We start from the raw sequence: 14,839 nt of genomic DNA, 5'->3' as shown, positions 1-14,839 counted from the left end.
GCCGATGGCCACTCGGGGCCAGGATATGCCGGACGGCGGGGGGTGGTGGGGGCGAGTGCGTTTTGTGCGGGTGGGACGCGATCAAGGGCGGGACGGGGCCGGACGCCGGGGCGCCGGGTTCAGACCGCCGCCGTGCGCAGCAGCTCCGTGAGGCGGTGGGCCGTGGCCGTGTCGCGGGCGGCGGTGAAGGGCAGGGCGTTCCGGCCGGCGATCCGGAAGGGTTCGCCGGAGCGGGTGAGGTGGGTGCCGCCCGCCTCCTCGACCAGCAGCAGTCCGGCCGCGTGGTCCCAGGCCGCCTCCCAGGAGAACGCCACGGCGTCCAACTCGCCCCGGGCGACGGCCAGATACTCCAGGCCCGCGGAACCGCACGGGCGCGGGGCGACGCCGTCCGTCCACAGGGGGCGGAGCGCGCGCTTTTGCGCATCGGTGGTGTAGTCGGGGTGGGACGTGGCGACGACCAGGTCCCGGCCGGCCGCCGGTACGCCCGCCGACAGCCGCTCGCCGTCCAGGAACGCGCCCCGGCCGCGGACCGCGGTGGCGAGCCGGCCGCGCGCCGCGGCGTACGTCCAGGAGGCCAGCACGACGCCGCGGTGGGCGAGCGCGACCAGGGTGCAGAACCCGTCGTCGCCGTGCACGAACTGACGGGTGCCGTCGACCGGGTCGACGATCCAGACCGGGAGGTCGCCCTGTATCGCCCGGTACGTCGCCGGGTCCGCGTGCACCGCCTCCTCGCCGACCACGACCGAGCCGGGCAGCAGCGCGCCGAGCGCCTCGGTGAGCCGCTTCTCGGCCAGCCGGTCGGCGTCGGTCACCAGGTCGTGCGGGCCGCTCTTCTGGTCCACGTCGGCCGCCGTGAGGCAGCGGAAGCGGGGCAGGATCTCGGCGGCGGCCGCCGCGCGGATCGCGTCTTCCACGTCGGCCGCGCGGCGGGTGAGAAACTCGTCGATGGTTTCCGTCTCTTCGTTCATGTCCCCTATGGGACCACGCCCCACTGACAATCCCCGCCCGCCCGGTGCACACCGGGTGGAATCGGGTTGAAGAACAGGGGTCACCGGCCCACCGCATACCCCTGCATGCCCCGCGGGTTGGCGGCCGCCGACAGCACACCGGTCTCCGGGTCGCGGGCGACCGCGCACAGCCGGCCCTCGGACCAGGCGGGCCCGAGCGTGATGTCGTGGCCACGGCGGCGCAGTTCGGCGACGACCCCGGCGGGCATCCGGGACTCCACGGTCACGGCGCCGGGTTGGTGGCCGCGCGGGTAGAAGGAGCTGGGGAAGCCGTCGTTGTGCCAGTTCGGGGCGTCGATGGCGCCCTGGAGGTCGAGGCCGCCGCGGACGGGGGCGCGCAGCGCGACGGCGAGGAAGAAGTGCGGCTGCCACTGGTCCTGCTGGTCGCCGCCGGGCGTGCCGAACGCCATCACCGGCACGCCGTCGCGCAGCGCGAGGGACGGGGTGAGGGTCGTACGGGGGCGGCGGCCGGGGGTGAGGGTGTTGGGCAGGCCCTCCTCCAGCCAGGCCATCTGCAACCGGGTGCCGAGCGGGAAACCCAGTTCCGGGACGACGGGGTTGGACTGGAGCCAGCCGCCGCTGGGGGTGGCCGCGATCATGTTGCCCCAGCGGTCGACGACGTCGAGGTGGCAGGTGTCGCCGCGGGTGGCGCCGTCGGGGCCGGTCGCGATGTTGTCGGGACCGGTGCCCGCGCGGCCGGTCGCGATGCCGTCGGGGGCGGCGCCGTCGCCGCTCGCCCGGGGCCGTTCGGGGACCTCCGCGACGGTCGGCTCCCCCGCCCCCATCGGGTCGACGCCCCGGGTGCCGTCCGGTACGGGCGCGTGCGCCCACGCGGGCAGCCGCGGGGTGCGCCCGCCGGGACTGCCGGGACGCAGTTCGTACGACGCCTCGGCTCCGATCAGGCCCCGCCGCCCGGCGTTGTAGGCGTCCGACAGCAGCGCGGCGACGGGCACCTCGGCGGCGTCGCCGTACCAGGCCTCCCGGTCGGCCATGGCGAGTTTGCAGCCCTCGATGAGCAGGTGCACGTAGTCGGCGGAGCCGTACGCGGGCAACTCCCCCGGGAGCAGGGCGAGTTGCTGGAGGAAGGCGGGGCCCTGGCTCCAGGGGCCGGCCTTGCAGACGGTCCAGCCGTGCCAGTCGTACGTCACCGGGTCCTCGTACGACGCCGACCAGCCGGCCAGGTCGTCCCCGGTGAGCGTGCCGGTGTGCCGCTCGCCGCTGGTGTCCAGGGTGGGCCGCCGGGACTGCCGGACCAGGGCCTCGGCGATGAATCCCGAGCGCCACACCTCGCGCGCGGCGTCGATGCGGGCCTCCCGGTCGCCGGCCCGCGCGGTCTCGGCGAGCAGCCGGCGCCAGGTGGCGGCGAGGGCGGGGTTGCGCAGCCGTTCACCGGGGCGGGGCGCGCGCCCGCCGGGCAGGTACACGGCGGCGGACGAGGTCCACTCGGTCTCGAAGAGCGTCCGTACGGTGTCGACGGCCGCGCCGACGTTGTCGACCGTCGGGTGCCCGTGTTCGGCGTAGCCGATCGCGTACTTCAGCACGTCGTCGAGGGACTTGGTGCCGTGGTCGCGCAGGAGCAGCAGCCAGGCGTCGAAGGCTCCGGGCACGGCGGCCGCGAGGGGTCCGGTGCCGGGGACGAGGTCCAGCCCGAGATCCCGGTAACGGGCGGCGGAGGCACCCGCCGGGGCCACCCCCTGGCCGCACAGCACCCGCACCCGTCCCCCGGCCGGCGCCAGCAGGATCGGCACCTCGCCCGCGGGCCCGTTCAGATGCGGCTCCACGACATGGAGCACGAACGCCCCGGCCACCGCCGCGTCGAACGCGTTCCCCCCGTCCTCCAGCACGGCCATCGCCGACTGGGAGGCCAGCCAGTGCGTGGAGGACACCATGCCGAAGGTGCCCTGGAGGGTGGGACGGGTGGTGAACATGCTTCCCCTCACTGTCCGGACCCGGCGGCGCGGCCGTTTCGGCGCCCAAGATAGATCCTCGCGAGCGCACCGGGGAGACCGCCCGCACCGTCCGCCGTCAGGCGCGAGTCGGCGACGCTAGGGCACGTCCGCTTCGTCGAAGAGCGCGAGCATCCGGGTCAGGACGCGTACGCACGCGTCCACGTCGGCGCCGGTGAGGTCGCCGCCCACCTGTCGCAGGGCCGCGTGTTCGCGGGTGTGCACCGCGGTGATGGCCGCCGTGCCGTCGGCGGTCAGCCGGATCAGCGAGGACCGCTGATGGGCGGGGTTGGGGACGGCCTCGACCAGGTGCCGGGCGGCGGCATCGTTGACCATGCGCTGCACGAACTGCCGGCTGAGCGTCTGGGCGCGGCCCAGCTGAGGGACGGTCATGGGGCCGTGTAGGTGCAGCAGATCGAGGACGGCGCGCACGCCGACGGACAGCCCTTCGATCGGCTCGGCCTGCTCCACCTTGCGGTGCACCCGCCGGTACAGCGGCCCCACCAGCGCGAACACCTCCGTCAGTCGGTCGGCCAGCTCGTCGGGCGGCAGCGGGGTGTCGGGGCCTGTCATTCCCCAAGAATGACACTTCGGTTGCCAACTCTCGCCAATGATGACACCTTGGTTGTCATGTCTGCTGTCGCCGACCACCCCGAGACGCTTTCGTTCACGACCTCCGACGGCTCCCTCGCCTATCGCGACGCCGGCGAGGGGCAGCCGCTGGTGCTGCTCCACGCCGGGTTCTTCGATCACCGCATGTGGGACGAGCAGACAAGGGCGTTCGCCCCGCGCTACCGGGTCATCGCACCGGACGCCCGCGGACACGGCGCCTCCTCGAACGCGACCCGGCCGTTTCGTCCGGCCGACGACCTGGCGGCCCTGCTGCGTCATCTCGGCGTCGGGCCGGCGGTGCTCGTCGGGGTCTCGATGGGCGGGGGTACCGCGGTCGACACCGCGCTGGAGTACCCCGGACTGGTCCGCGCCGTGGTCGTCAGCGGCGTGGGCACCAGCGAACCGTACTTCGAGGACCCCTGGAGTCTGGAGGTCCTCGGGGACCAGAACAGCGCGCTGGCGGCGGGCGACATCGAGGGCTGGCTCGACGGGCACGTGCGCTTCGCGGCAGGCCCGCACCGCTCGCCCGCGGATGTCGACGCGGACCTCGCGAACCGCCTGCGCGCCATGGCGTCCCGGACGATCTCCAAGCACACGGCGGGCGAGCCGGACCATCGCCTGCCGGTTCCGCACACCTGGCGTCGTGCGGCGTCCATCGACGTCCCCGTCCTGGCGATCAACGGCGCCCTCGACGTGAGCGACCACGTGGCGATGGCCGAGCGCCTGGTCCAAGCGGTACCCGACGGCCGCGCGGTGTCCGTCGAGGACACGGCGCACTTTCCCAACATGGAGCAGCCGGCCGCGTTCAACGCCCTCCTGGCCGAGTTCCTCGAAGCCCTGCCGCCTTCGTGACCACCCTGGCGGGAGAGCGCGGGGCGCCGCGCAGCGCCGTCCTCGCGGCCGCCCCCGCCTCTCGGGGCCGCTTGTCCGCTCCCCAGCGGCAAGCATTAAGGTGAAATCCGAGAGATGTGCGCTTCCATCCGAATGTCGGAGCAACGGGCTCAGGACGCCGCGCGCTGGGAGGAATCGAAGCCGTGCATGGCGAGTACAAGGTGCCCGGTGGCAAGTTGGTCGTCGTGGATCTGGACGTCGAGGAAGGCGTCCTGCGCGACGTGCGAGTCGCCGGGGACTTCTTCCTGGAGCCGGACGAAGCGATCCTCTCGATCAACGCGGCTCTCGAGGGTTCGCCCTCGTCGACGGACGCGACTGGGCTGGCCGCCCGGATCGAGGCGGCGCTGCCCACGGGCACGGTGATGTTCGGACTGACGGCGGAGGGCGTCGCCATCGCGGTGCGCCGCGCCCTGGCGCACGCCACGGACTGGACCGACTACGACTGGCAACTGGTCCACGAGGGCCCCCAGTCCCCGGCCCTGCACATGGCGCTGGACGAGGTGCTGACCGCCGAGGTGGCCGCGGGCCGGCGCCCGCCGACCCTGCGGGTGTGGGAGTGGGGCGCGCCCGCGGTGATCATCGGCAGCTTCCAGTCGCTGCGCAACGAGGTGGACCCGGACGGCGCCGCCCGGCACGGCATCGAGGTGGTGCGGAGGATCTCCGGCGGCGGCGCGATGTTCGTGGAGCCCGGTAACACCATCACCTACTCGCTGTCGGTGCCCGAGTCCCTGGTGCACGGCCTGTCCTTCCAGGACAGCTACGCCTACCTGGACGACTGGGTGCTCGGCGCGCTCGGTGACATGGGCATCCGGGCCTGGTACCAGCCGCTGAACGACATCGCGACGGACCAGGGCAAGATCGCCGGCGCTGCGCAGAAGCGCGTCGTGGGCCCCGGCGGCGGCCCTGGCGCCGTGCTGCACCACGTGACCATGTCGTACGACATCGACGCGGACAAGATGACCGAGGTGCTGCGCATCGGCCGGGAGAAGCTCTCCGACAAGGGGACGAAGAGCGCGAAGAAGCGGGTCGATCCGCTGCGCCGGCAGACCGGACTGCCGCGTGAGACGGTCATCGACCGCATGATCGACTCCTTCCGCGCGCGCTATGGACTGACCCCGGGCAAGATCACGGACGAGGAGCTGGTCCGCGCCCGGGACCTGGTGCGGACGAAGTTCGGCACCGAGGAGTGGACCGCCCGGGTGCCGTGAGCCGCGCCCTGCCGCGGATGCGGTTCAGGGACAGGTCAAGGCATGCCCATGCCCCGATCAAACACGTGTATGGGTTCCGTGCACGTCGGGCTCACGGGCACTGACATAACAGGATTTGCCCCACCGCCCGCTGGCTACCGTGGTCGGGCCTGAATCGGCCATGCACGACCACGGGGAAGAGGTGACGGCGGTGTCGGCGCGGATACGTTCACGCCTGCTCGATTTCGTGGGGACGGAACCGGCGCCGCCGGAAGCCGACCTGGCGCAGCAGGCTCCGCGACCGCGCCGCTCCCGGCTGCTGGACCTCGCCGAGTCCGCCCCTCCCCCGCCCCCGGCCGGCGACGACCGGCCCGGCCCCAAGCCGGGCGTGCCGCCGTACCAGACCCCGGTGTGCGTGCCGGCGCATCCGCGCTCCGTCCTCGGGACGGGCACCCAGGGCCGCGCCGCCCGTGTCCCGTTCATCATGATCGAGCTGTTCGCGCATCCGTCCCACGGCACGGTCGCCTTCGCCTTCACCACGCCGGCGAAGCTGGCGGCGGCACTCGGCGAGGCGCAGCCGTGGGTGGCCGGTTCGCTCGGCCCGCTGGCCGAGAGCATGGACGAGCAGGGCGTCACCGTCCTCCTCGACCCGCAGGTCGCACCCCAGGAGCCCAACTGGCGGCCCGCGGACCTGGCCGCCCTCGCGCGGGAGGTGCGCCGGTGACGGCCGACTTCAAGGTCATCTACGACGACCTCTCCACCCTGGCGAAGACCTTCCACGACCAGGCCGGGGACTACCGGAAGCTGGCCCCGGACGTGTCACCGCCCATCGTCAGCGGCGGCGATCCCGCGCTGGACGCCGCGATCAAGGAGGTCGCGAACCTCGTCATCGCGCTGCACATCGGGCTCGCCGACCACCTGGACGACCGCGGTGACAAGGCCGCGTACGCGCGCGACTCCTTCCACCGGCACGACGTGGACATCCACGGTGTCTTCGAAGACCTGACGGAGGGTCTGGACTGATGGGTGACAGCTGGGTCGGCGGCGACATCGGTGGCCTGCACACGATGGCGACCACCTACAAGAACGCCAAGGACAAACTCGACGGCGTGGTGAAGGTGCTGAGCAAGGCCGTCGACAAACTTGCGGACGACGCCAGTTGGAAGGGCGAGGCGGCGAAGACGTTCCGCGGCGTGTGGTCCGAGGACGAGTTCACGGCCGGCGCCTTCGCCGAGCTGGTGTCCGAGGTGGGCGGCATCCTGGGCGACCTCGCCGACGCGTTGTCGACCTGCGAGACGTCGCTGCAGAACGCGGAGCACGTCGCCGCCGGCAAGGGCGTGTCGACGGACTCCAAGGGCGCGCCGGTGCCGATCATGACGGCGAACCCGCCGAGCGCGGACGACCAGAAGGCCATCTCGGCGATGAACGAGTACGCCAAGGTGCGCGACGGGATCCTGCACACCGCCCAGCACGCGCGTCTGGACGCGGCGCAGAAGCTGTCGGACCTGTACGACAAGGTGACGGCCAAGGACGGCTCGGTGTCCACCGGGGACAAGACCACCATCGCGGACTACCTGCGCGGCCTGTACGCGTACGACGCCGAGGACGCCCGGGCCGGCGGCGCGAAGGCGCGCGAGAAGCTCGACGACGCCAAGCAGGCGGCGCACGACGCCAAGAAGGAGCTGCGCGCGGAGCGCAAGGCGTACCAGAAGGCGGGCAAGGCGCTGCCCAAGGACCTGCCCGCCAAGAGCGCGTACAAGGACGCGCTGACCAAGGTGGACGACCTCGAGGACGCGATCGCGCGCGCCGAGAACGGCAGCACCAAGCTGCCCTACGACCGCGCGCTCAACGTGAAGGTGGCCGACGCGGCGGAGCTGCTGCGCGCGGGCAAGAGCCTGGAGGCGGTACCGGACTTCCTGAAGGAGATCCCGGTGCTGGACGTCGCCGCGGCCGGTGCGTGCGGTGTGCTGGAGGCGTCCGACGACCACGACAAGGGCTGGTCGTGGCAGAAGTCGATCGCCGTGGACGGCGGCGCCAACGTCGGCGGCCTGGTGGCGGGCACGGCCATCACCGCGGGTGTGGTGGCCGCCTTGCCCGTCGAGGTGCCCACCGCGTTGGTGGCCGGGGCCGGTGGTCTCGTGGTGATCGGCGCGACCAGCCTCATCGACCACTCCTTCCACGAGCACTGGAGCGAGGACATCCACGACCACGGTGTGGTCGGTGGCGTGTGGACGGGGACGAAGCACGTCGCCTCGGAGACGTACGACGACGGCAAGCGACTGGTGAAGGATGTCTGGCATGGCGTCAAAAGCATCTTCTGAAGCCCCGGCCCCCGGCTTCTCCGTGCCCGTCCCCGCCCTGCCGAAGCTCGGCCGGACGTGGTACAGACGCGGCGCGCTGTACTGGCTGTGCCGGGTCCGCACGGCGGTCTTCTTCCTGCTCGTCGTCGCCATGTTCGGCTTCTTCGCGCTGAGCCTGTACTCCGGATTCCGCGACATCCTGCCGTCCACGGCGCGGGGCGTGTGGGACGTGGTGCAGGTGGTGGCGTCCTGCGTGACATTCGTATGGGGCTGGGTGACCCAGCGCCGCAGCCACCGCAAGGCGCTTCTCGATCCCCCCTCCCCCGGTGAGACCTACCAGGCCAAACGCGACCACAGCAGGCGAACCCCGGGCCTGGTCGCCCTGGGCCGCGGGCTGGTCATCCTCGCCGCGCCCGTCATGCCGGCCTTCGCCGCGTACGCCGCCGGCTGGTTGATCGCATGGGTCACCGTCCGCCAATACCCCAGCGAGGTCGGCGCCCGCCGCTGGATGGAAGAACACCACGCCGCACCATGAGAACGCGCACGACCGCCGTGGAGGTCCCGTCCCTGCCGGGACTCGGCACCACCTGGTACGAACGCGGCCCACGCTACTGGCTGCGCCGTACCGTCAACGCCCTCTTCCTGCTCACCGTCCTGGCCTTGTTCGGCTGCTTGGCGCTGAAGCTGTACTCCGGCGCTCCTCGCACCTTCATGCCGCCCCGCGTGCGCCGGGTATGGGACGCCGTGCAGATCGTCGCTTCCTGCGTGACCTTCGTCTGGGGGTGGGTCGGCCAGCGCCGGAAGCTGCGCCGGCAACTGGTGGACCCGCCGGCACCCGACGCCTTCCGTGCGGCCAAGCGCGCGGAGGGGAGCCGCGCCGTGTACTGGTCCCGGGCCGGTCTCGTTCCGTTGCTGCTGGCGACGCCGATCCTGCCCCCGATCGTCGCGTGGTGCGTCGGCTGGTCGGCCGCCGTCCTCACCGTCCGCGAATACCCCGGAGAAGTCGGCGCCCGTCGTCGGCTGGAGGCGCGAACCGGGCGAAGCGGCACGTCGTGAAGGGTGCCGGGTGACCGGCCGAGTACGCAGCGAGTTCCCGCTTCCGCTCACAGGCCGTCATGTGAGACTGTCGTCCCCCGTCCATCTTGCGGACCTCTTCCGCACCCCTCCCCCGAGATGTGCGCCGTGCGTTCTCTGCCTCTGCCGCTCGCCCTCACCGCCCGGCTGACCCCGGTCGTGGTCCTCGCCTGTGCCGGGTGGGCGCTGTCCTCCGCTCCGGCCGCGCCGTCCGCCGCCGCGGGGCACCCGGCGGATTCCAAGGCGTCCGGGGGGTCGTCCGCGCCCGCGCCCTCGGCCAGTGCGCGGGCGAAGGCGTACTCCACCGCGCCCGCCCCCTGCTCCGCCGTGCCCGCGTCGACGGTCAAGTCCCTGGTGCCCGGGGCGAAGACGGGCGGCAAGGAGATCCCCTCGACGGATCCCACGCTGCGCCGCACCTGCTCCTGGAACGCCCTGCACGGCTACAGCTACCGCTGGCTCGACGTGTCGTACGAGATCGGCGAGTCGGTGCAGGAGGCCACCCGGCAGTACCAGCAGCAGATGGGCAAGAAGAGCGGCGGCGGCACCGTGCCGGGGCTCGGGGACAGCGCGTACTCGGTCGTGAACCTCAGCACCGAGGACAAGCAGCAGACCCGCGAGGGCGTGGTGATGGCGCGCGTCTCCAACGCCCTGGTGGTGGTGACGTACAGCGGCAGCGACTTCGACACCAAGAAGGCGCCGGGGACGGACGAGATCAACACCGGCGCCATCAAGGCGGCGCGGGCCGCCGTGGCGGCGCTCGGGGGCGGGACGTCCTAGCCCGCGCGGACCAGGACGTCCCCCGGCGGGATCAGACCGTGCTGCGCCGCCGGCCGCCGGTCGTCAGGGACAGGGCCACGTACAGCACCAGGGACGTGCCCAGGCCGACCGCCCAGCCGTAGTCGGCGAGCGGGGCGAGGGCGGGGATCGGACGGCCGTCGAACAGCGGCTCGAGACGGGCGCCGCCGATCGCGAGGACACCGCCGGCCAGGAAGGCGGCGACCGCCCGCCAGTTCCAGCCGCCCGCGTACCAGTATCGGCCGCCGGTGCGGTACAGGTCGGCGAGGTCCAGCCGGGTGCGGCGCAGGAACCAGTAGTCGGCGACGAGGATGCCGGCGACGGTGCCGAGCAGCCCGCCGACCAGGCCGAGCCAGGTGAAGATGTAGCCCTGCGGGTCGGAGTAGAGCTTCCAGGGGAAGATCAGCACCGCGAGGACCGCGGTGACCAGCGCCCCGGCGCGGAAACTCACCTTCCGCGGCGCCACGTTGGAGAAGTCGAAGGCCGGCGAGACCAGGTTGGCCGCGATGTTCACCGAGAGGGTCGCCACCAGGACGGTGACCAGGGCGTAGAGCAGGCCGACCGGGTTGTCGGTCTTCGCGGCCAGCTGCACCGGGTCCCACACGGGCTTGCCGTAGACCGCCTGGGACCCGGAGGTGACCAGGACGGAGAGGAAGGCGAAGAGGGTCATGGTGGTGGGCAGGCCGAGCGCCTGGCCCCAGGTCTGGGCGCGCTGGCTTCGGCCGTAGCGGGTGAAGTCCGGGATGTTCAGGGACAGGGTGGACCAGAACCCGATCATGCCCATCAGGGACGGCCAGAACAGCTTCCAGAACGACCCGCCCCAGCTCAGCGTGGAGGGCTGGTCGAACAGCGGGCCGACACCGCCCGCCCTGCTCGCCATCCACCACAGCATCACGAACGCGCCGACCAGCACGAACGGCGCGGCCCAGTTCTCGAAACGGCGGATGGTCTCCATCCCCCGGTGGATGATGGCCACTTGCAGCGCCCAGAAGACCGCGAACGACAGCCACATGGTCCAGGCGTATCCGCCGACGTGCGCCGCGTTCGACCAGCTGCCGCCGATCAGTTTCCCGGCGAGGAAGTAGATGGCCTCCCCGCCGATCCACGTCTGGATGCCGAACCAGCCACAGGCCACCAACGCCCGTACGACGGCGGGCAGGTTGGCGCCGCGCACCCCGAAGGAGGCGCGGGCGAAGACGGGGAAGGGGATGCCGTACTTGGGTCCCGCGTGCCCGGTCAGCAGCATCGGGACCAGCACGATCAGATTGGCGACGGCGATGGTGAACACCGCCTGCTTCCAGTCCATGCCGACGGCGATCAGACCGGAGGCCAGCGTCCAGGACGCCGTGTTGTGGGCCATGCCGACCCACAGCGCCGAGAAGTTGTACGTCGTCCACGTCCGCCGGCCGACCGGGACCGGCAGCAGGTCCTCGTTGGCGTAGCGGCCGCTGGGCTGCGGAGCGCCGGGGGCGATCTCCACCCGGCCGTCGGGAAGGGTGACTTGGGCCGACGGCGGTATGCCGGCGGGAGCGGTGTCGGTCATGGGCAGGCCCCAATCGGAAACGGGGTGGGTCGGCGGAGGCCGTGCGGGCACCAGCCCCTCCCCGCGGGGAGGCGGGGAGGGGTGACCAGGGGTGGGGGGTTGGGGCGGACCCCCGAGGGGATCGGCGGGAGGGACGAACGGACGACGGACGGTCAGGAGTTGACGGCCGGGATCACCTTCGTGCCGTAGGCGTCGATGGTGGCCTCCTGCGCGTCGTGCATGTCGTACAGCGCGAACTGGTCGACGCCCAGGGCGCGCAGGGCGTTCAGCTTCTCGATGTGCCGTTCGGCCGGGCCGATCAGACAGAACCGGTCCACGATCTCGTCGGGCACGAACTCGGTGTCCGGGTTGCCGCTGCGCCCGTGGTGGGCGTAGTCGTAGCCCTGCCGGGCCTTGATGTAGTCGGTGAGTTCGCCGGGCACCTGGGCGGAGTGCTCGCCGTACTTGCCGACCAGGTCGGCCACGTGGTTGCCGACCATGCCGCCGAACCAGCGGCACTGGTCGCGGGCGTGGGCGAGGGCCTGCGGCGAGTCGTCGGCGGTGACGTACGCCGGGGCCGCCACGCAGATGGTGACCTCGGCGGGGTCGCGCCCGGCCGCCCGGGCCGCGTCCTTGACGGCCTTCACCATGTACTCGGTGAGGTAGAGGTCGGCCAGCTGGAGGATGAACCCGTCGGCCTCCTCACCGGTCATCTTCAGCGCCTTGGGGCCGTACGCGGCCATCCAGACGGGGAGCCGGGCGCCCGGCCGGACCCAGGGGAACCTCACGGTCGTGCCGCCGCCGAGGTCGGCACCGTCGCCGCGGCCGAGGGCACGGATCACCTTCATGGCCTCGCTGATCCGCGCGAGGGTGTTGGGCCGGCGGCCCGCCACCCGCATCGCGGAGTCGCCGCGGCCGATGCCGCAGACGGTGCGGTTGCCGAACATGTCGTTGAGGGTGGCGAAGGTGGAGGCGGTGACCTCCGGGGTGCGGGTGGACGGGTTGGTGACCATCGGCCCGACCGTCAGCTTCCGCGTCTGGGCGAGGATCTGGCTGTAGATCACGAACGGCTCCTGCCACAGCACGGCGGAGTCGAAGGTCCAGCCGTGGGTGAAGCCGTTCTGCTCGGCCCGCCGCATGAGGTCGATGACGCGGGAGGCCGGCGGGTCGGTCTGCAGGACGAGTCCGAAGTCCATGGGCGCCACTCCTAGTTGAGGTACTGACAGGTGGAGCGCGGGGTGTAGACGCCGTGTCCGGCGTGCCCGGTGTACTCCCGCTGGTCGATGACCGGTACGCCACGCGAGAGGACGGTCTCCACCCGGCCGGTGGTCCGCTTGCCCTCGTACGCCGAGTAGTCGACGTTCATGTGGTGGGTCTCGGCGGACATGATCTGCTCGGCGTGCGGGTCGTAGATCACCACGTCGGCGTCGGCGCCCGGGGCGATGGTGCCCTTCTTCGGGTAGAGGCCGAACATCCGCGCCGGTGTGGCGCAGGCGATCTCGATCCAGCGGCGGCGGGAGATGCGCCCCTCGACGACGGCCTGGTGGAGCAGGTCCATGCGGTTCTCCACGCCGGGCATGCCGTTGGGGATCTTGGAGAAGTCGCCGCGGCCCAGCTCCTTCTGGCCGGTGAAGCAGAACGGGCAGTGGTCGGTGGAGACCACCTGGAGGTCGTTGGTGCGCAGGCCCCGCCACAGCGCCGCCTGGTGCTCCCTGGGCCGCAGCGGCGTCGAGCACACGTACTTGGCGCCCTCGAAGCCGGGCTCGGCGAGGTTGTCGGTGGACAGGAACAGGTACTGCGGGCAGGTCTCGCCGAACACGTTCAGGCCGTCGTCCCGGGCCCGCGCCAGCTCGGCGAGCGCCTCCGCCGCCGAGACGTGGACGACGTACAGCGGCGCGCCGGCTACCTGGGCGAGCCGGATGGCGCGGTGGGTGGCCTCGGCCTCCAGCAGTGCCTTGCGGACCTCGCCGTGGTGGCGCGGGTCGGTCTCGCCGCGGGCGAGGGCCTGTGCCACGAGGACGTCGATGGCGATGCCGTTCTCGGCGTGCATCATGATCAGCCCGCCGTTGTCGGCGGCCCGCTGCATGGCGCGCAGGATCTGGCCGTCGTCGGAGTAGAAGACCCCCGGGTAGGCCATGAACTGCTTGAAGGAGGTCACCCCCTCCTCCACCAGCAGGTCCATCTCCTTCAGCGTCTCGTCGGTGACGTCGGAGACGATCATGTGGAAGGCGTAGTCGATCGCGCAGTTGCCCTCCGCCTTGGCGTGCCAGGTGTCCAGTCCCTCGCGCAGGGAGTGGCCGACGCTCTGGATGGCGAAGTCCACGATCGTGGTCGTGCCGCCCCAGGCGGCGGCGCGGGTGCCGGTCTCGAAGGTGTCGGAGGCGTAGGTGCCGCCGAACGGCATCTCCATGTGGGTGTGGCCGTCGACGCCGCCGGGGATGACGTACTTCCCGGTGGCGTCGATGGTGCGGTCGGCGGTGAACGCGGCGGCAGCGGGGGTGCCGGACGCCGCCAGGGCGGCGATGCGGCCGTCCTCGATGAGGACGTCGGCGTGGATCTCGTCCGACGCGGTGACGACGAGGCCACCGCGGATGACGGTACGGCTGCTCATGCTGCTCCTTGGGTCACTCGGCTTCGGTCACGGCGCGGTCAACGGCGTGTACGCGCCCGGCGCCCGGTCCCGGTAGAACTGCCAGCGGTCGCGGACCTCGCGGAGTTTGGCGAGGTCCAGGTCGCGTACGACGAGTTCGTTCTCCTTGTCGCCCGCGACCTCGCCGACGTACTGGGCCTCGGGGTCCACGAAGTACGTGGTGCCGTAGAAGTCGTTGTCGCCGAGGTCCTCCACGCCGACCCGGTTGATGGCGCCGACGAAGTACTCGTTGGCGACGGCCGCCGCGGGCTGCTCCAGCTGCCACAGGTAGCGGGACAGGCCCCGGGAGGTGGCCGAGGGGTTGAAGACGATCTCGGCGCCGGCGAGGCCGAGGGCCCGCCAGCCCTCGGGGAAGTGGCGGTCGTAGCAGATGTAGACGCCGATCCGGCCGACGGCGGTGTCGAAGACGGGCCAGCCGCTGTTGCCCGGGCGGAAGTAGAACTTCTCCCAGAACCCCCGCACCTGCGGGATGTGCGTCTTGCGGTACTTGCCGAGGTACGTGCCGTCCGCGTCGATCACCGCCGCGGTGTTGTAGAGGACGCCCGGCTGTTCCTCCTCGTACATCGGCAGGATCAGCACGATGCCGAGGGCGCGGGCGAGGGACTGGAAGCGCTTCACGGTCGGGCCGTCGGGGATCCGTTCGGCGTAGTCGTAGAACGCCTTGTCCTGCACCTGGCAGAAGTAGGGGCCGTAGAACAGCTCCTGGAAGCAGAGGACTTGGGCGCCCTGGGCGGCCGCGTCGCGGACGGCCTGCTCGTGCACCTGGATCATGGATTCCTTGTCGCCGGTCCAGGCGGCCTGGAAGAGGGCGGCTCGGATCACTCGGCTCATCGAAGCCTCCGTTCGGTGGGTGTC

15 protein-coding genes are annotated in these 14,839 nt (G+C 71.9%); 8 read left to right on the top strand and 7 right to left on the bottom strand.

Annotated elements, in window-relative coordinates:
• Window positions 1-119: 119 nt before the first annotated feature.
• The 3 genes from BLW85_RS30870 to BLW85_RS30860 all read right to left on the bottom strand — a co-directional run bounded on the left by BLW85_RS30870 (window position 120) and on the right by BLW85_RS30860 (window position 3,526).
• Complete coding sequence (locus tag BLW85_RS30870; RefSeq protein WP_070022807.1) at window positions 120-968, bottom strand: inositol monophosphatase family protein; 849 nt, start codon at window positions 966-968, stop codon at window positions 120-122.
• A gap of 80 nt (window positions 969-1,048) precedes the next feature.
• Window positions 1,049-2,935, bottom strand: a complete 1,887-nt coding sequence (locus BLW85_RS30865) for a gamma-glutamyltransferase family protein (RefSeq protein ID WP_074994200.1) — start codon at window positions 2,933-2,935, stop codon at window positions 1,049-1,051.
• Between the two features lie 117 nt (window positions 2,936-3,052).
• Window positions 3,053-3,526 (bottom strand): MarR family winged helix-turn-helix transcriptional regulator, encoded by a 474-nt coding sequence (locus BLW85_RS30860; protein WP_074994198.1) that lies wholly within the window; start codon window positions 3,524-3,526, stop codon window positions 3,053-3,055.
• A 57-nt stretch (window positions 3,527-3,583) separates the two neighbouring features.
• Between BLW85_RS30860 and BLW85_RS30855 the strand changes: the two genes are divergently transcribed.
• The 8 genes from BLW85_RS30855 (at window position 3,584) to BLW85_RS30820 (ending at window position 9,794) form a co-directional block, all read left to right on the top strand.
• Window positions 3,584-4,417, top strand: a complete 834-nt coding sequence (locus BLW85_RS30855; protein WP_074994196.1) for an alpha/beta fold hydrolase — start codon at window positions 3,584-3,586, stop codon at window positions 4,415-4,417.
• A gap of 182 nt (window positions 4,418-4,599) precedes the next feature.
• Window positions 4,600-5,664: a lipoate-protein ligase LplAB gene (gene lplAB, locus BLW85_RS30850; RefSeq protein WP_074994193.1), complete on the top strand. Its 1,065-nt coding sequence runs from the start codon at window positions 4,600-4,602 to the stop codon at window positions 5,662-5,664.
• Window positions 5,665-5,824: 160 nt separating this feature from the next.
• Window positions 5,825-6,367 carry an SAV_915 family protein gene (locus BLW85_RS40345; RefSeq protein ID WP_244174944.1) on the top strand — a complete coding sequence of 181 codons (543 nt, stop codon included), beginning with the start codon at window positions 5,825-5,827 and terminating at the stop codon, window positions 6,365-6,367.
• Window positions 6,364-6,666: a DUF6317 family protein gene (locus BLW85_RS30840; RefSeq protein ID WP_070022812.1), complete on the top strand. Its 303-nt coding sequence runs from the start codon at window positions 6,364-6,366 to the stop codon at window positions 6,664-6,666. The genes BLW85_RS40345 and BLW85_RS30840 overlap by 4 nt, the downstream gene beginning before the upstream one ends.
• A complete protein-coding gene (locus BLW85_RS30835) occupies window positions 6,666-7,964 on the top strand; it encodes a WXG100 family type VII secretion target (protein WP_074994190.1) in 1,299 nt (432 codons plus the stop codon). Before BLW85_RS30840 ends, BLW85_RS30835 begins: the two co-directional genes overlap by 1 nt.
• Entirely contained in the window at window positions 7,942-8,478 is a 537-nt protein-coding gene (locus BLW85_RS30830) for a hypothetical protein (RefSeq protein WP_074994188.1), read from the top strand. Before BLW85_RS30835 ends, BLW85_RS30830 begins: the two co-directional genes overlap by 23 nt.
• Complete coding sequence (locus BLW85_RS30825; RefSeq protein WP_074994185.1) at window positions 8,475-8,999, top strand: hypothetical protein; 525 nt, start codon at window positions 8,475-8,477, stop codon at window positions 8,997-8,999. The genes BLW85_RS30830 and BLW85_RS30825 overlap by 4 nt, the downstream gene beginning before the upstream one ends.
• A gap of 126 nt (window positions 9,000-9,125) precedes the next feature.
• Entirely contained in the window at window positions 9,126-9,794 is a 669-nt protein-coding gene (locus BLW85_RS30820; protein WP_074996265.1) for a hypothetical protein, read from the top strand.
• A gap of 31 nt (window positions 9,795-9,825) precedes the next feature.
• On the opposite strand, the gene BLW85_RS30815 is transcribed toward BLW85_RS30820, so the two are convergent.
• From BLW85_RS30815 to BLW85_RS30800, 4 genes are all read right to left on the bottom strand, one after another.
• On the bottom strand, window positions 9,826-11,355 hold the full coding sequence (locus BLW85_RS30815; RefSeq protein WP_074994183.1) for an NCS1 family nucleobase:cation symporter-1: 1,530 nt from the start codon (window positions 11,353-11,355) through the stop codon (window positions 9,826-9,828).
• Between the two features lie 152 nt (window positions 11,356-11,507).
• Complete coding sequence (locus BLW85_RS30810) at window positions 11,508-12,530, bottom strand: TIGR03842 family LLM class F420-dependent oxidoreductase (protein WP_070022816.1); 1,023 nt, start codon at window positions 12,528-12,530, stop codon at window positions 11,508-11,510.
• A gap of 11 nt (window positions 12,531-12,541) precedes the next feature.
• Window positions 12,542-13,945, bottom strand: coding sequence for a dihydropyrimidinase (gene hydA, locus BLW85_RS30805; protein ID WP_070022817.1), 1,404 nt, complete (start codon window positions 13,943-13,945; stop codon window positions 12,542-12,544).
• Between the two features lie 27 nt (window positions 13,946-13,972).
• On the bottom strand, window positions 13,973-14,815 hold the full coding sequence (locus BLW85_RS30800; protein WP_070022818.1) for a nitrilase-related carbon-nitrogen hydrolase: 843 nt from the start codon (window positions 14,813-14,815) through the stop codon (window positions 13,973-13,975).
• Window positions 14,816-14,839: the final 24 nt, after the last annotated feature.

The sequence above is a fragment of the Streptomyces misionensis genome (assembly GCF_900104815.1).
In the GTDB taxonomy this organism is placed as follows: Bacteria; Actinomycetota; Actinomycetes; order Streptomycetales; family Streptomycetaceae; genus Streptomyces; species Streptomyces misionensis.
The sequence above is the reverse complement of the archived record's forward strand: the minus strand, read 5'-3'. Positions and strand labels throughout refer to the sequence as shown.

Excerpts from the sequence above, each read along its gene's own strand:
- BLW85_RS30810 (WP_070022816.1), bottom strand. The coding sequence starts at position 12,530 with ATGGACTTCGGACTCGTCCTGCAGACCGACCCGCCGGCCTCCCGCGTC.
- hydA (WP_070022817.1), bottom strand. The coding sequence starts at position 13,945 with ATGAGCAGCCGTACCGTCATCCGCGGTGGCCTCGTCGTCACCGCGTCG.
- BLW85_RS30835 (WP_074994190.1), top strand. The coding sequence starts at position 6,666 with ATGGGTGACAGCTGGGTCGGCGGCGACATCGGTGGCCTGCACACGATG.
- BLW85_RS30860 (WP_074994198.1), bottom strand. The coding sequence starts at position 3,526 with ATGACAGGCCCCGACACCCCGCTGCCGCCCGACGAGCTGGCCGACCGA.
- BLW85_RS40345 (WP_244174944.1), top strand. The coding sequence starts at position 5,825 with ATGCACGACCACGGGGAAGAGGTGACGGCGGTGTCGGCGCGGATACGT.
- BLW85_RS30830 (WP_074994188.1), top strand. The coding sequence starts at position 7,942 with ATGGCGTCAAAAGCATCTTCTGAAGCCCCGGCCCCCGGCTTCTCCGTG.
- BLW85_RS30855 (WP_074994196.1), top strand. The coding sequence starts at position 3,584 with ATGTCTGCTGTCGCCGACCACCCCGAGACGCTTTCGTTCACGACCTCC.
- BLW85_RS30870 (WP_070022807.1), bottom strand. The coding sequence starts at position 968 with ATGAACGAAGAGACGGAAACCATCGACGAGTTTCTCACCCGCCGCGCG.
- BLW85_RS30865 (WP_074994200.1), bottom strand. The coding sequence starts at position 2,935 with ATGTTCACCACCCGTCCCACCCTCCAGGGCACCTTCGGCATGGTGTCC.
- BLW85_RS30825 (WP_074994185.1), top strand. The coding sequence starts at position 8,475 with ATGAGAACGCGCACGACCGCCGTGGAGGTCCCGTCCCTGCCGGGACTC.
- BLW85_RS30800 (WP_070022818.1), bottom strand. The coding sequence starts at position 14,815 with ATGAGCCGAGTGATCCGAGCCGCCCTCTTCCAGGCCGCCTGGACCGGC.
- BLW85_RS30815 (WP_074994183.1), bottom strand. The coding sequence starts at position 11,355 with ATGACCGACACCGCTCCCGCCGGCATACCGCCGTCGGCCCAAGTCACC.